The following is a 14,548-nucleotide window of genomic DNA, read 5'->3' as shown; positions in this document are numbered from 1 at the left end:
CCTCAAAACGGCTTGGCGACCATCAGCCAGAGGATCAGCATCGTCGCGCCGAAGCCGGGGAAGCCGAACGCGAACCAGCGGCGGAACAGGACGAAGTAACGCTCCGGCAGCGCGGCGTGCTGCTCGGAAGCCTTGCGCGCGAGATCGCGCATCTCGATCTGCATGAAGACGACAGGGATCCAGAACAGGCCCGCGATGGCATAGAGTGCGAGCGACGCGAGCAGCCAACGCTCCGTGAACGACGTCGCCGAGAGCATCATCAGCAGGCCACCGCTGACCGGCTGCAGGATCACGGCCGACAGCGTGAAGATCGCGTCGGCAATCACCACCACCGAGGCGGTGCGCGCAATGAAGTCTGCGTCGTGCGTTCGATGCGCCATCAGCATGAAGAAGGCGATGCCGGTTCCGGTGCCGAGGATGACGATGGCGCCGAGCACGTGCAGGTATTTGACCAGGAAATACAACGTCATGGTTTCGTCTTCAGCGCATGCTCGAGCTCGCCGCCGGCGGCTTTGACGCCGGCTTCGGTCTCGATCATCCAGTGCCCCTCGCCGCCCACCGCGGGCAGTGCGCGGAAATCGACCTTGCCGCCACCGCCGCGAAATGCATCTGCCAGCGACTTCGAAAATACCGGCGGAAAATAGCTGTCATTGCTCGCAACGAGCCATGTGACGGGAATGCGCGCCGCCTTGCCGAATTCAGCGGCGGCCGCGAGAAGCGCATGGGGCGCACAGATCCGGTTCGGTTCGTCATTGGCATGGCCGCCGCGCCCCGGCGCAATCACTGTGATCGCCGAGATCGTCTTGGGCTCGGCATTGGCGAGCGCCAGCGCGCCCCAGCCGCCGGCGGAATGGCCGATCACGATCGCGGCATCCTTGCGAATGAAATCCTGCTTCCGCAAATGGTCCAGTGCCAGCGAAATTTCTTCGGCGGTCGCACGACCCGCGCGCGCGTAATCCGCTTCGTCACAGCCACCCTGGTCTTCGACATAGCGGCCACCGGTCGCACCATGGCCGAGCCGTTCCGGCACCAGCACGGCAAAGCCGCGCGCGACGAGGAACGCTGCGAGCGCGCGGTATTCCGGCTGCGGCATTTGTGCACGACGCAAGCCGTTCTGCGTCGAAGCATGCGCGACGACCGCGAGTCGAAATGGACCGGCACCGAACGGGCGAAACAGCAGCGCATGCGCGGCGATGCCGGCATCCGGCGAGGGTACACGCCATTCCTGCCGGCGAAACGGCTCGCCTTCCTCGCCCGACGCACCGAACGTGACCTGGGCGCACAGAGGCGGCGCGGTCAGCAAAGCCAGCAGAGGCAGGAGCGCAAGGATGTTGAAGAGCCGCATGAATTGCCGGAGGCGAGCACGGACAACGAAGGCCAGACTAACGGGAACGAATCATCCTGGGCGGACTTTCTGCGTTGCCATCGCCGTTCATTGGTTGCCGCAACCGAGTTTTGCACCGACGCTTGGCACTCCGTTGCCGTTCAGGGCAGCGCCTTGTCCTCTTTCGGTACAACACAGTTGAAATACTGATGCAGAAAGTCCACAGGTTAACCGATAATTAACGATAGGTCTTGCCGCCGACGCGGCGACTTGGTTTGATCGTGTCCATGAGCACAACCCTGATCGAGGTCCGGCCGGCCAAAGCTGCAGATGCAACTGCGGTGGCGTCAACCCATGACGAAGCTTGGCGCTCGGCCTATCAGGGCATCATTCCCGGCGCCGAGCTGGAGAAGCTGATCAACCGCCGCGGTCCGCAGTGGTGGGACAGCGCGATCCGCAAGGGCAGCCGCGTCAGCGTACTGGTGTTCGGCGACAAGATCGCAGGCTATGCCAATTACGGCCGTAACCGTGCCCGCAGCCTGCACTTCGACGGCGAGATCTACGAGCTCTATCTGCGCCCCGAATTCCAGGGCCTCGGCTTTGGCCGTCGCCTGTTCGCCGCCGCTCGCCGCGACCTGATGCAGAGCGGGCTGAAGAGCATGGTCGTGTGGGCGCTCTCGGACAACGATCCGGCGACCGAGTTCTACCGGGCCCTGGGCGGCCGCATGGTGGCGCGTTCTTCGGAACGATTCGGGCCGAAGTCGCTCGACAAGGTTGCCTTCGCTTGGACCAATTGAGCTGCTGAAAGCCTAGCCGGCAGCGTTTCCCATCCGTCGATACCGTTTGCCGCTTGAGCCGGTGTTCGCCGGATTCATTATTTCAAAAAAACACGATGGATTGGGGGGCCAAGCCCGCGTATGACAGCGCCAAAATCGCTGCCGGGCGCGATTTAACCTCGGCAACAACGGAGCCTTGAATGCGTATCGATGCTATCTCGATCGGGAAAAACGTCCCACAGGACGTCAATGTCATCATCGAAGTCCCCGTGGGCGGCGAACCGATCAAATACGAGATGGACAAGGAGGCCGGCACGCTGGTGGTCGACCGCTTCCTGTACACGCCGATGCGTTACCCCGGTAACTACGGCTTCATCCCGCACACGTTGTCGGACGACGGCGACCCCTGCGACGTGCTGATCATCAACACCCGCGCCATCATCCCCGGCGCCGTCATGAGCGTACGCCCGGTCGGCGTGCTGTTCATGGAAGACGAAGCCGGCGGCGACGAGAAGATCCTGGCGGTGCCGTCGTCGAAGCTGACGCAGCGCTACGACAAGGTGAAGTCGTACTCCGACCTGCCCGACATCACGCTGCAGCAGATCCAGCACTTCTTCGAGCACTACAAGGATCTCGAGAAGGGCAAGTGGGTGAAGATCCTGCGCTGGGGCGGCCCGGAGGACGCGCACAAGCTGATCCTCGAGGGCATCGAGCGCGAGAAGAAGAAGAAGGGCTGAGCTTCTGTGTCCCGGACGCGGCGCGGCATGAAATGACGCGACGCTGAGCCGGGACCCATGCCGCCACTGGGCCCCGGCTCAGCAGCGCACCGCTGAAGAAGCGCTGCGCTGCGTCCGGGGCACGAGAGTTTACCTACACCGCCGGCTTCGGCAGCCCGGCGATTGCGCAGGCCGCGCGCAGCGTGTTCACGAGCAGGCACGCCACCGTCATCTGGCCGACGCCGCCGGGCACCGGCGTGATGGCACCGGCAACGCCGAGCGCTTCCTGATAGGCGACGTCGCCGACAAGGCGCGTCTTGCCGTCCTCCTTCGGAATCCGGCTGATGCCGATGTCGATCACGGTCGCGCCGGGCTTCAGCCAGTCGCCGCGCACCATCTCCGGCTTGCCGACGGCGGCGTAGACGAGATCGGCGCGCTTCACGAGGCCCGGCAAATCGCGCGAGCGCGAATGCGCGATGGTCACCGTGGCGTTCTCGTTCAGCAGCAATTGCACCAGCGGCCGGCCGACCAGGTTGGAGCGGCCGATGACGATGGCGTTCAAGCCCTCGAGCGAGGGATGGACGCTCTTGGTCAAAATGATGGAGCCGAGCGGCGTGCAGGGCGACAGCGCTTCGAAACCGCCAGCGAGACGACCGGCATTGTTCGGATGCAGGCCGTCGACATCCTTGGCGGGATCGATGGCGTTGATGACGGCCTCGGTGTTGAGGCCCTTCGGCAGCGGCAGCTGGACAAGAATACCGTGCACGGCGGGATCGCGGTTGAGCTTTGCGACGACGGCCAGCAAGTCCGCTTGCGAGACGTCAGCCGGCAGCTTGTGCTCGAACGAGGCCATGCCGGCCGCCTGCGTCTGGGTGCCCTTGGAGCGGACATAGACCTCGCTCGCCGGGTCGTTGCCGACCAGGACCACCGCAAGGCCCGGCACCAGATTGTGCTCGCGCTTGACGCGGGCAACCTCGTCGGCCACGCGCGCCCGGAGGTCCGCGGCAATGACTTTTCCATCGATGATCTTGGCCGTCATGTCAGTTCCCTTGGTCTTTCGATTTGGCGGATGCGAGTTGGCGCAAGGTCTCGCCGAGCCGCGCCGGATCGCCGTCGACCGCGATCTGCTTCAGCCGCGAGGTTGCTCCGGACAGGAGTCTTACGCTGGCCTTGGGGACACCAAGCGATTTCGCCAGCAGGACCAAAACGGCCTTGTTGGCCTCGCCGCCATCGGCGATCGCGCGCACCCGCACCTTGAGCACGCTGCGGCCATCGGCCAGCTGCTCGATCCCGTCGATGTCGTCGCGGCCGCCGCGCGGCGTCACCCGCAGCGCGATGCTGATTCCTGCAGCCGAGTAACGCCAGGGTTCCTTGAAGGCCTCTTTCGCGACCAAGGCGCTCCTGCCTGCTTAGATGACGTTCGGGTAGATGTAATACAGGATCACCCGCTCGATGAACATGATGAGCAGGATCAGGATGATCGGCGAGATGTCGAGGCCGCCGAGGCTGGGCAGGAAATTGCGAATCGGCGCCAGCACCGGCTCGGTGATCCGGTAGAGGAACTCCGCAACCGCCGAAACGAACTGGTTGCGGGTGTTCACCACGTTGAAAGCGATCAGCCAGGACAGGATCGCGGAGGCGATCAGCAGCCAGACGTAGAGGTCGAGCACGATGATGACGATGTCGAGAACGGCACGCATGGCTTTTGAAGACTCTGGCTTTTGAAAACTCTGGCTGCGGTCGGGATTGACGCCTTTTGCTAGATATCGGTTCCCCCCGGCCCAAACAAGGGAAGTTCGGACGCAGGAATGGCTAAAACCGGGTTACGCCCGTCCTTGACTTGACCTTGGCAGGGACTTAAATGGCGCCCGGTTGTCGGCCGCGTTTACCAGGGCGGCCAACAAACGGGGCCATAGCTCAGCTGGGAGAGCGCGTCGTTCGCAATGACGAGGTCGGCGGTTCGATCCCGCCTGGCTCCACCAGCCTTCGCAGGCTGCGCCTGCTTCGGCTCGGCAAGCCCGCTCGTAGCGAAGGCTGCCACGCCATAGCCCACGGGGCGACGGCGGGCTCCATCCGAAGACCTCTCCCCCCTACCTCCCCGTAAACCTCGGCGGCCGCTTCTCGATGAAGCTTGCCACGCCCTCCCGGAAATCGCTGCCGCCGAGCGCCACCATCATCTCCCGGTTGGCCTCGATCGTTGCCTCGGCCAGCGTCTGGAACGGCACCTCGTAGAGCTGGCGCTTGATCACGGCCATCGCGCTCGGCGAGACGAAGTCGGCGAGGTCGCGCGCATAGGCGTAGGTTTCCTCGCGCAGCTTCTCCGGCGAGCACAGACGGTTGACCAGCCCGATCCGCAGCGCCTCGTCGCTCGAAACACGGCGCGCCGAGAGCAACAGATCCATCGCGTTGGCATGGCCGACGATGCGCGGCATCATCCAGCTGATGCCGTGCTCGGCGATGAGCCCGCGCCGCGCGAAGGCGGTGGTGAACACGGTGTTGTCGGCGGCAAAGCGCAGGTCGCAATAGAGCGCGTGGACGAGGCCGATGCCCGCGGTCGCGCCGTTGAGCATGGCGATGACGGGCTTGCCGATCGACGGATAGAAGCCGTAGCGCGTCTGCCAGTCGGGCCGGCGATTCATGTCGAAGGGCGGCAGGCTCGATGCGCGCCTGACGTCATCGGGGTCGAGCCCTTTCAGCGCATCCATGTCGGCGCCGGCGCAGAAGGCGCGGCCCGCGCCGGTGAGCACGATGACGCGGACATTGTCGTCGGCGCTTGATGCTTCCATCGCATGGCGCACGTCGCGCTCCATTGTCGGCGTCCAGGCGTTCATGCGGTCCGGGCGATTGAGCGTGATGGTCGCGACCTTGTCGCTCACCTCATAGAGAATGTGTTCATAGGCCATGACGCTCTCCCTTTGTCTGCCGGCACGCGTTCGCGCGCGCTCGTTGTCAGCGAGCCTAGCATATCCAGGGATGAGGCAAGGGCTTGCGCGAAGGCGCGATCACTCGGCGGCTTGCGCCAGCAGCGGCCGGCGCGCCAGCCAGCCATTGATGAAGTGATCGAGCCAGGCGCGTTCCGCGGCATCGTACACGGCACGGTCCGCGAAATGATGATGCCGCTCGCGCGCACCGGGCGCGCTGAACCCGTCATAGCCGCGCGTGGTCCAGCGATGCATCATGGCGTAGGTCACGTCAGGATGAAACTGCACGCCGAAGGCATGGCCCGCACGGAACGCCTGCACCGGAAAATCGTCGCCTTCCGCAAGCAGCTCAGTGCCGGCCGGCAGCTCGAACCCCTCGCGGTGCCAGTGATAGACCTGCGCCGGCCAGGCCGGACAGAGCGCGTGGCCCGCGGCCGTCGGGCGGATCGGGTAGTAGCCGATCTGGGTCAGCGCCTCCGCGTGCGGCGCGACGCGGGCCCCGAGCTGCATCGCCAGCATCTGCGCACCTAAGCAGATGCCGAGGAACGGCCGCTGTTCGCGAAGCGGAATTTCGATCCAGTCGATCTCGCGGCGGATGTAGTCGTCGGGATCGTTGGCGCTCATGGGGCCGCCGAAGACCACGGCGCCGGCATGCTGATCGAGCGTCTCCGGAAGCGGATCGCCAAAGCGGGGACGGCGGATGTCGAGACGATGGCCGAGCGCGCGCAGCGCATTGCCGACCCGGCCGGGCGTCGAGGATTCCTGGTGCAGGACAATCAGAACCGGCAACCGGGCTTCGGGACGAGCAGCAGATGCACCAGGGACCCTTCTCTTCGGGAAGGGCACCAATTCCGCGCCACCAAACCTGTCCGTCCGGAACGACATTGCCTTTCCAAATGCTATCGGTTCAGACCGCCAGCATAGCTAAGCGATGGTTAACATCGTGTGAGTTTGCGCACACGTGACACCGATCAGGAAAGCAAGCTCCGGGCCACGACAGGCTTCGAGCGTTCTTCAGCGTCTCTGCCGCTGGAATCGGCTGGTGGCGGACAGGATGAAGCCGCGCGGGAAGAAACGCAGCGCGAACGGCACAATCTTGATGCCGAGACCCGGCAGCACTGCCCGTTTATTTGCCATCAGCCCACGATAGGCCTCCCGTGCAACATCGGAGGCAGGAACATTGAGAAGGGCCGTGTTGTGTCCGGATCCGACACCGGCACGCGCCTGGAATTCGGTAGGCACCGGACCCGGGCAAAGTACGGTGACGCGGACGCCGCGCGGCGCGAGCTCCGCCCGCAAGGCCTCGGTGAGAGAAATCACATAGGCCTTGGACGCGTAATAGACCGCCATGCCGGGGCCGGGCAGAAAGCCGGCGACCGAGCCGACATTGAGAAGACCGCCCTTGTTCCTGATGAGCTGATCGGCAAATCGCAGCGACAGATCGGTCAGGGCCCGGACGTTGACGTCGACGATGCCAACCTGCTCGTCGCGATCGCACTCGATGGCATCGCCGAACACGCCGAAGCCGGCATTGTTGACGAGATGGTCGAGCTCGACATCTTCGGCGGCGAGCGCGGCCGCGATCTTCTCGCCGGCATCAGCTTCCTGGAGGTCGCAGGCGATTACGATCGGCTTCTTGCCGCCCTTGGCGGCGAGCTCGTTCGCGAGCGCCTCGAGCCGGTCCGCACGCCGCGCCGTCAGCGCCAGACGGTGTCCATTCGCGGCGAACACCCGCGCCAGCTCCGTGCCGATGCCCGCCGAGGCACCGGTGATCAACGTTACCCGCTCAGTCACGATCGAAGTCTCTTGAATTGAAGTTTTTAGTCCCGCAATGGCGGAACGAGAGCATAGGCCGTACGCGACAGGCAAGCGGCGCTGACAGCATGGCCGCCTGAGCGGACATCAGGGAGAGCAGAAAACCCGGGGATTTACGGATGAATCCGGGATAACCGCAGCCGGGTGCTACATTAAAGTTTCGTCATGTAGCCTGTACAACCGGCAATCCGCCGTGTTGGACGAAATCAGCCGCCTACGGCGCCGTCCTTCACCTGGTTACCGGCACGGTCCGCCACGGCATGCTTCAGGTCGATCCGGTCGCGCTGGGAAATCCCGAGCAGGTCGGAGGCGCGCCAGACCACGTTGTCCTCGAACTCGGAGACCTGGCCGTCGGCATAGACCAGCTCCCACATCATCTGGACGATGCGCTTGCGGCCCGCTTCGTCGAGCGAGCGCATGATGACGCTGGTGAAGTGATAGAGGTCGACCGCCTCGCCCTCGACCTGGGTCGCATCGGCGATCAAACGATCGGCAGTGCCGCGATCGAGCCCAAAATGGCTTTCGATCAGGCTGTGCAGCTTGCGCTGCTCGGTCGCCGTCGGCTGGCCGTCCAGCGAGACCACGTGAACCAGCAACGCGGTCGCCGCCAGCCGATAATCGCTGTCGCCGAATGCGCGATCCCCGGCATGGGGAGCAACAATGTCGGCGATGAATTGACGCAGGCCGTCGAGCATGGAGTCCTACCGAAAACGATGACGCCGCGGGGGCGCGGCGTTACCAGCATTATATGTGCGGGAAACTCAACCGGCGCAACGTGCGTCAGTTCCCCGCGCTGCATTACGTTTCGGCAATCTGTTCGCTGTCATTCCGGGGCGCGCGAAGCGCGACCCCGGAATCTCGCGCTACAATCTCGAGATTCCGGGTCTGGCCCTTCGGGCCATCTCGGAATGACGGTGGCTCACGGTATCTCGTACACCACCATCTTGTCGGCGATGCCGCGCAATGCGGCCTGCTTCTGGATCGGCCTGATCTCACGCTGCTTCAGCACTTCGGCCACGGCCGGCGCGTCCAGCACTGACCCCGTGATGTGCATCTCCTGCGCGGTCGACAGGCTCTGCACGCGCGCGGCGATGTTGACGGTCTGGCCGAAATAATCCTGCCGCTCGTTGAGCATCACCGCGAGGCACGGACCTTCATGGATGCCGATCTTGACGATGAGATCGGCGGTGCCGCGCTGCTTGTTGAGCACGTCCATCGCCGCGCGCATCCGCAGGCCCGCGACGATCGCGTGCTCGGGACGGACGAAGGTCGCCATCACGGCGTCGCCGATGGTCTTCACCACCGCGCCCTTCTCGGAGGAGATGATCTCGAGCAGCGCATGGAAATGCGCGCGCACGAGATCGAAGGCGGCGAGATCGCCGACTCGCTCGTAGAGCGCGGTCGATCCCTTCAGATCCGTGAACAGAAATGTCAGGGACGTGATCTGGAGCCGCTGGTCGACACTGAGATTGTCCGCCTTGAACACATCGCGGAACGTCTGGTTCGACAGCATCCGCTTGGCAGTGAGGAACGGCTTGCGCTTGCCGATGAGGTGATGAAGCGCCTCGGCCGCGATGAACACCGACGGCAGCACGCGTACGCCCGCCTGGTTCTCCAGCGACAGCCGCAGCGGACCCGGCCGCATGGTCGTGGTGCCCGTCGGCGCCTGCACCCTGTTGTACATGATGGCGAGCTGCTGGCGGTCCTTGGTCGGCTCGCCCTGGACGTCGATGAAATGAGCGGCGTGCGTCACCGGCTCGAAGATGATGATGAAGTCGTTCGGCAGCTGCAGCGACATGGTCGCCTTCTCGCCGGCCGGCAGCTCCATCGTATCCAGTGTGACCTCGTTGGCCAGCGTCGCAAACGATTCCTTGTTGAAGTCGACGCCGGAGCTCCAGAACACCTGCTTGAAATACTCCCATACCGGAAGCGTATCCGGGTCGTGCGCCGCGATGCGCCGGACGCGCGGGTTCACGGTGAAGGAGACCTCGACCTGGTCGTCGACGGAGGCCTTGTAACCGCAGGCACAGAGCGCACAGTGATAGTCGTCGGGCTTGAGCGCCTTCAGCGTCGCGTGAGCGCCAAGCACACCGCCGCAGCCCGGACACAGCACGTTCCAGCCGAGATCGAACAGCCCGAGCCGCGCCGAATGCAGGAAGGCGGAGATCGCGCGCTCTTCGTCGACACCATGCTGCCTGGCGAAATCGAGGACATTGACGCGGTTGAGCTCGTGATCCTCGCCGTCCTCGATGAGGCGCGCAATCTCATCGACCGCCTTCGGATCGGCGGTCTGCTTCAGAACGGAAAACTGGGCCTGGATGTCGCTCATGGCGTAACTCTATCTAGGGTGGATCACGCCGTCGGCCAGGCGAGCGCCTGTCACCGACGCGTGATTCGGAACATGGGTGAGCGGTCCGGCTGGGTCGTGACGACGCCATGCGGGATCACGGGAACCGTATCGACCAGCTCGACGCGAAACGCACCGATCAGCCGGGCCAGCGCCAGCACGGATTCGGCTTGCGCAAACGGTGCGCCGACGCACACGCGCGGACCCGCGCCGAACGGCAAATAGGCAAAACGGTCGGGTGCTTCGGTCGACATGAAACGCTTTGGAACGAACGCGTTCGGCTGATCCCACAGCTTCTCGTGCCGGTGCAGCAGCCAGGGTGCGATCATGATGATGTCGCCCCTGCCGATCTCGATTCCGGCCGCATTGTCCTTCGCGCGCGCGGCACGCGCGATCAGGAAGGCGGGCGGATAGAGCCGCATGGTTTCTTCGATCACCGCGCGGGTGAATTTCTGGCGATCGATGTCGGCCATGCTGTCGAGATGTTCGCCGCGGGTCTCGGAGGCCACCTCCTCCTGCGTATCAGGATCGAGCGCGAGCAGATAGAGCGCCCAGAACAGCGCGGTCGCCGTGGTCTCGTGGCCGGCGAGAATCATGGTCGCGACTTCGTCGATGAGCTGCTCGTCGGAAAAGCCCTTGCCCGTTTCAGGATCGCGCGCCTCGTCCATGAGATCGAACAGGTCGCGCGGCGGCGCGCCGTCCTTTTTCCCGGCGGCGCGCCGCTCGGCGATCAGCATCGCGACGAATTCGGTCCAGCGCTTGCGGAAACGGGCGCGGGCAAAATCCATCGGGCTCGGCCAGGACACCGGCAGCAGCATGTCGAGGAAATAGGGCCGTCCCAGCCGCTCGCCATATTCCATGACGAAGTTGCGCAAGGTGGCGCCATGCCGGTCCATGCCGAACGAGAACATCGTGCGCCCGGCGATCTCGAGCGTCATGCGCTGCATGGTCTCGCGCAGATCGACGGTCTCGCCGCTGCGCGCATCCAGCTTCGCGATGGTCTCGTCGAGCACCGCAGTCATGTGCGGAACGAGATTTGCGGTGGCGCGCGGCGTGAAGGCCGGCGCGAGCGTGCGGCGCTGAAACGTCCAGGCATGACCTTCCGCAATCAGGAGGCCTTCGCCGAGCACGGGACGCAGCATGCGAATGCCGGCCGGCGTGCGCGTGTAGTTCTCGTAATTGCTGAGCAGGACATGCCGGATCGCGTCCGGGCGGTTCAGGATGAAGCTCTTATGGAGGAAGAAGCGGCCCTCGAGAACGTCTTCCTCATAGGCGCGCTGTCCCCACGTTGCGATCATGTTCTGCCTGATCACAGCGACCCGTCCGAGGAACGACATGTCGTCGGGGGCACGCGGCGGCGTCGGGGGGACGATGGGCCGCCGCACGCTGGCGATGTTCATGGCTCTCTCCCGCAGATGTGACGCAGGCAAATAGCTAGTAAGTCAGCTCGGCAACCGCAATCCTGTTCTCGGCGGCAGGCCAGAGGCGTGCCACGATCCGTTCTTCGCCGAACTGGGCCACGATGTTACGCCCGATCTCGCCGGCCGGAAGCCGCAATGTTGCTGTCGCATCCGTGGGTACGCCCGGTTTGACGTCGGCCGGCTCCTTGCCGTCGAGCAGAACCACGTCCCGCGGCAGGCCGAAATAGCCGCGCGGACGTGACATGATCACGACTGCGCCGGCATCCTTGTCCGCCGGCCCGAGCGGGCGCGCGGCACGCAGGTGGACGACGTCGGACGAGCGCGGGAAGGGCGAGCGATAGATATGCGTGGTCGGCGCATCCGGCGACGCGAGGACGAATTCGAGCGGCCAGGAGGGTTCGACCTGCGCCGGCCCCCAGCGGCCGTCAGCACCGGTCTTCGCGCTGTGCACGGCATTGCCGTTGCGCTCACCGGTATCAGGATCGACGCGGAAGATATCGACGGTTGCGCCCGCCACCGGCCGATTGGTGGACACGCCGCCCGGCGTTCCCGTGACGAGGCCACTCAGCCTGACGCTCGGTTCCGGCACGATCGCGATGCGCGCGGGCTCGCGGCCGGCGATGAATTTGTAGATCTCGCGGAAGGCGCGCGGGTGAAACGCCACCTCGCGATGATCGAGCGCACCGAGCACGAGATTGGTGGCCCCCCGCAGTTCAGGCCCCTCGGCGGTGACACCGGTCGGCGTGCCGGGCTTGCCGATGAAGCGGCCGTCGGCTTGCGCGTATTTGTCCATGCCATCGCTCCGCAGGGTGAGGAAAGCCGTGCCCGGCGTCACCTCGCTCTCGCCCCCGTTCAGCCCGCGCAGGAAAACGCCGCGGCCGTTGAACTCGTTGTTGGGCTGGTCGTCGCTCGCGAACACGCCGTGATTGGGCGTGCCGCACAGGACGGCGTGGCTGACGTCAGCCACACCGCCGTTCCTGATGACATTGCGGATCGCATAGCCGCCGCGAGAGCTGCCGACCAGTGCCACGCGCGCCGCACCGGTACGGCGCTTCAGCTCGGCGATGGCGGCGGCAAGCTCACGGCGCTGGTCCTCGGTCGAGGAGCGGTTCGCCTGCTCGACCGTGTCGTCGCTCCGCGCATTGGGATCGGTGAAGTTGATCGCCAGCATGCGATCGCGCGCGATGCCATTGGATTCCATCCGCCACATCGTGGTCATCCAGAGCGCGTCGTAGTCGCCATTGCCGTGGACGAACAGGATCGGCGGCACCTCGGCGCCCTGCGCCGCAGGCGCGGTTTGAGCGAAAGCATCCATCCGGACGCTCGCAAGCGCAAAAGGCAATGTGCCGGCACCTTGCAGGATCGTCCGTCGCGACAGCTTCATCTGTTCCTCCCCGGCAAAACCGCCTCTTTGCACCGCTTATAGCGTCCTAACCACTGGACAGCGAAGGACTTTCGCGGGCATCACTGAATCCGCCGGAATCGCCAGGACCACTTCTGCCAGCCCATATGGAAGGGGATATGACCGAGCAGCCGAACCGTCAGAGAATCGCAGCCGACGGCATCGCCGCGCCGCTGCGATACACCGTGTTCCGGCGCATCTGGCTCGCCAGCCTGCTCTCCAATCTCGGCCTGCTGATCCAGGGCGTCGGCGCCGCCTGGGCGATGACGCAGATGGCGGCCTCGGCCGACAAGGTGGCGCTGGTGCAGACCGCGCTGATGCTGCCGATCATGCTGATCTCGATGCCGGCTGGCGCCATCGCCGACATGTATGACCGCCGCATCGTCACCCTGGTCTCGCTCATGATCGCGCTGACCGGCGCGACTGCGCTCACGATCCTGGCCGGGCTCAAGCTGATCACGCCGGAAGCGCTGCTCGCCTTCTGCTTCGTCGTGGGCAGCGGCAACGCGCTGTTCGGCCCGGCCTGGCAATCCTCGGTCAGCGAGCAGGTGCCGCCCGAAGCACTGCCGTCGGCCGTCGCGCTGAACGGCATCAGCTACAACATCGCGCGCAGCTTCGGTCCCGCGGTCGGCGGTGTCATCGTCGCCGCGCTCGGCGCGGTGGCGGCGTTTGCCTGCAACGCGATCCTCTATCTGCCGCTGCTGGTCGTGCTGCTGCTGTGGCGGCGCAGCACCGAGCCCTCGCGCCTGCCCCGCGAGAAGCTCAACCGCGCCATGGTTTCGGGCTTCCGCTACATCACCAATTCGCCGCCGATCAAGATCGTCCTGCTGCGCACGCTGGTGATGGGCCTGATCGGCGGCGCCATCATGGCGCTGATGCCGCTGGTCGCGCGCGACCTCTTGCATGGCGGCGCGCAGACCTACGGCATCATGCTCGGCGCCTTCGGCATGGGCGCGGTCATCGGCGCGCTCAACATCCACGAATTGCGCAAGCGCATGAGCGGCGAGTCCGCGATCCGCGCCTGCACCATCTCGATGGCCTTTGCGATGGCCGCCCTTGCCGTGAGCACCGAACCGGTGCTCACGGCGACCGCGCTGGTGCTGGCCGGCGCGGTCTGGATGGCCGCCGTCGCGCTGTTCAATATCGGCGTGCAGCTCTCGGCACCGCGCTGGGTCGCGGGCCGGTCGCTGGCAGCGTTCCAGGCCTCGATCTCCGGCGGCATCGCGATCGGCGCCTGGGGCTGGGGCCATCTCACCGACTATGCCGGCGTCGAGGTCGCGCTTCTGGTCGCGGCAGGCCTGATGCTGATCTCGCCGCTGCTCGGGATCTGGCTCACGATGCCGCGCGTCGGCGCCCGCAACGAGGACGCCGAGGTGCTGGCCGATCCCGAAGTCAGGCTGTCGCTCACCGGCCGCAGCGGACCGCTGGTGGTCGAGATCGAATACCGGGTGTCTCAGGAGAACGCGCGCGCCTTCCACAATGTGATGCAGGACGTGCAGCTCTCAAGGCAGCGCAACGGCGCCTATGGCTGGTCGATCGCGCGCGACATCGCCGACCCTGAATTGTGGACCGAGCGCTATCACTGCCCGACCTGGTTCGACTATCTGCGCCAGCGCAACCGCTCGACCCTATCCGAACGCGCGCTGCATCAGCAGGCGATCGACTTCCACATCGGCCCCGAGCCGGTGCGCGTCCGCCGCATGCTAGAGCGTCCGTTCGGCTCGGTGCGCTGGAGGGAAGAGACGCCGGACCAGGGAGCAAGTGAGGTGCTGCCCGTGGTCGCGACCGCGGCGGGGAGCAGCACGTAGGTTCTGCCGTCGTCCCGG

15 protein-coding genes and 1 tRNA gene are annotated in these 14,548 nt (G+C 65.2%); 4 read left to right on the top strand and 12 right to left on the bottom strand.

Annotated features, from left to right (window positions below; genetic code table 11):
- Positions 1-2: 2 nt before the first annotated feature.
- Positions 3-470 carry a DUF2269 family protein gene (locus ACVWW6_RS07690; protein ID WP_304549706.1) on the bottom strand — a complete coding sequence of 156 codons (468 nt, stop codon included), beginning with the start codon at positions 468-470 and terminating at the stop codon, positions 3-5.
- Complete coding sequence (locus tag ACVWW6_RS07685; protein ID WP_304549708.1) at positions 467-1,345, bottom strand: alpha/beta hydrolase family protein; 879 nt, start codon at positions 1,343-1,345, stop codon at positions 467-469. The genes ACVWW6_RS07690 and ACVWW6_RS07685 overlap by 4 nt, the downstream gene beginning before the upstream one ends.
- A 266-nt stretch (positions 1,346-1,611) precedes the next feature.
- Here ACVWW6_RS07685 and ACVWW6_RS07680 point away from each other — a divergent pair, with 266 nt between their 5' ends.
- Positions 1,612-2,121 (top strand): GNAT family N-acetyltransferase, encoded by a 510-nt coding sequence (locus tag ACVWW6_RS07680; protein ID WP_008136728.1) that lies wholly within the window; start codon positions 1,612-1,614, stop codon positions 2,119-2,121.
- A gap of 179 nt (positions 2,122-2,300) precedes the next feature.
- Positions 2,301-2,837, top strand: a complete 537-nt coding sequence (ppa, locus tag ACVWW6_RS07675) for an inorganic diphosphatase (protein ID WP_011083378.1) — start codon at positions 2,301-2,303, stop codon at positions 2,835-2,837.
- 133 nt (positions 2,838-2,970) lie between these two features.
- On the opposite strand, the gene ACVWW6_RS07670 is transcribed toward ppa, so the two are convergent.
- Genes ACVWW6_RS07670 through ACVWW6_RS07660 form a run of 3 tightly spaced genes read right to left on the bottom strand, consistent with a single transcriptional unit; the run spans position 2,971 to position 4,516 of the window.
- Positions 2,971-3,855: a bifunctional methylenetetrahydrofolate dehydrogenase/methenyltetrahydrofolate cyclohydrolase gene (locus ACVWW6_RS07670; RefSeq protein WP_011083379.1), complete on the bottom strand. Its 885-nt coding sequence runs from the start codon at positions 3,853-3,855 to the stop codon at positions 2,971-2,973.
- Between the two features lies 1 nt (position 3,856).
- Positions 3,857-4,210 carry a DUF167 domain-containing protein gene (locus ACVWW6_RS07665; RefSeq protein WP_060909667.1) on the bottom strand — a complete coding sequence of 118 codons (354 nt, stop codon included), beginning with the start codon at positions 4,208-4,210 and terminating at the stop codon, positions 3,857-3,859.
- 15 nt (positions 4,211-4,225) lie between these two features.
- Positions 4,226-4,516 carry a YggT family protein gene (locus ACVWW6_RS07660; RefSeq protein WP_007598721.1) on the bottom strand — a complete coding sequence of 97 codons (291 nt, stop codon included), beginning with the start codon at positions 4,514-4,516 and terminating at the stop codon, positions 4,226-4,228.
- A 206-nt stretch (positions 4,517-4,722) separates the two neighbouring features.
- Here ACVWW6_RS07660 and ACVWW6_RS07655 point away from each other — a divergent pair.
- Positions 4,723-4,798 (top strand) — tRNA-Ala (locus ACVWW6_RS07655).
- A 108-nt stretch (positions 4,799-4,906) separates the two neighbouring features.
- On the opposite strand, the gene ACVWW6_RS07650 is transcribed toward ACVWW6_RS07655, so the two are convergent.
- The 7 genes from ACVWW6_RS07650 to ACVWW6_RS07620 all read right to left on the bottom strand — a co-directional run bounded on the left by ACVWW6_RS07650 (position 4,907) and on the right by ACVWW6_RS07620 (position 12,704).
- On the bottom strand, positions 4,907-5,719 hold the full coding sequence (locus ACVWW6_RS07650; RefSeq protein ID WP_456680466.1) for an enoyl-CoA hydratase: 813 nt from the start codon (positions 5,717-5,719) through the stop codon (positions 4,907-4,909).
- Positions 5,720-5,818: 99 nt separating this feature from the next.
- Positions 5,819-6,622 (bottom strand): glutamine amidotransferase, encoded by an 804-nt coding sequence (locus ACVWW6_RS07645; protein ID WP_456680465.1) that lies wholly within the window; start codon positions 6,620-6,622, stop codon positions 5,819-5,821.
- Between the two features lie 129 nt (positions 6,623-6,751).
- Positions 6,752-7,531, bottom strand: a complete 780-nt coding sequence (locus ACVWW6_RS07640) for an SDR family NAD(P)-dependent oxidoreductase (protein ID WP_011083383.1) — start codon at positions 7,529-7,531, stop codon at positions 6,752-6,754.
- Between the two features lie 227 nt (positions 7,532-7,758).
- Positions 7,759-8,247: a tellurite resistance TerB family protein gene (locus ACVWW6_RS07635; protein WP_011083384.1), complete on the bottom strand. Its 489-nt coding sequence runs from the start codon at positions 8,245-8,247 to the stop codon at positions 7,759-7,761.
- Between the two features lie 224 nt (positions 8,248-8,471).
- On the bottom strand, positions 8,472-9,881 hold the full coding sequence (locus tag ACVWW6_RS07630) for an adenylate/guanylate cyclase domain-containing protein (RefSeq protein WP_161532766.1): 1,410 nt from the start codon (positions 9,879-9,881) through the stop codon (positions 8,472-8,474).
- Positions 9,882-9,931: 50 nt separating this feature from the next.
- The gene (locus tag ACVWW6_RS07625) at positions 9,932-11,299 is read right to left on the bottom strand and encodes a cytochrome P450 (protein ID WP_456680464.1); all 1,368 of its coding nucleotides are present in this window, start codon (positions 11,297-11,299) and stop codon (positions 9,932-9,934) included.
- Positions 11,300-11,333: 34 nt separating this feature from the next.
- Positions 11,334-12,704, bottom strand: a complete 1,371-nt coding sequence (locus tag ACVWW6_RS07620; RefSeq protein WP_456680463.1) for a hydrolase — start codon at positions 12,702-12,704, stop codon at positions 11,334-11,336.
- Positions 12,705-12,841: 137 nt separating this feature from the next.
- On the opposite strand from ACVWW6_RS07620, the gene ACVWW6_RS07615 reads away from it, so the two are divergent.
- Complete coding sequence (locus ACVWW6_RS07615; protein ID WP_456680462.1) at positions 12,842-14,530, top strand: MFS transporter; 1,689 nt, start codon at positions 12,842-12,844, stop codon at positions 14,528-14,530.
- The last annotated feature ends 18 nt before the right edge of the window (positions 14,531-14,548 follow it).

This window comes from Bradyrhizobium sp. USDA 3311, assembly GCF_054062495.1.
This window is presented reverse-complemented; position numbering and strand designations above follow the sequence as displayed.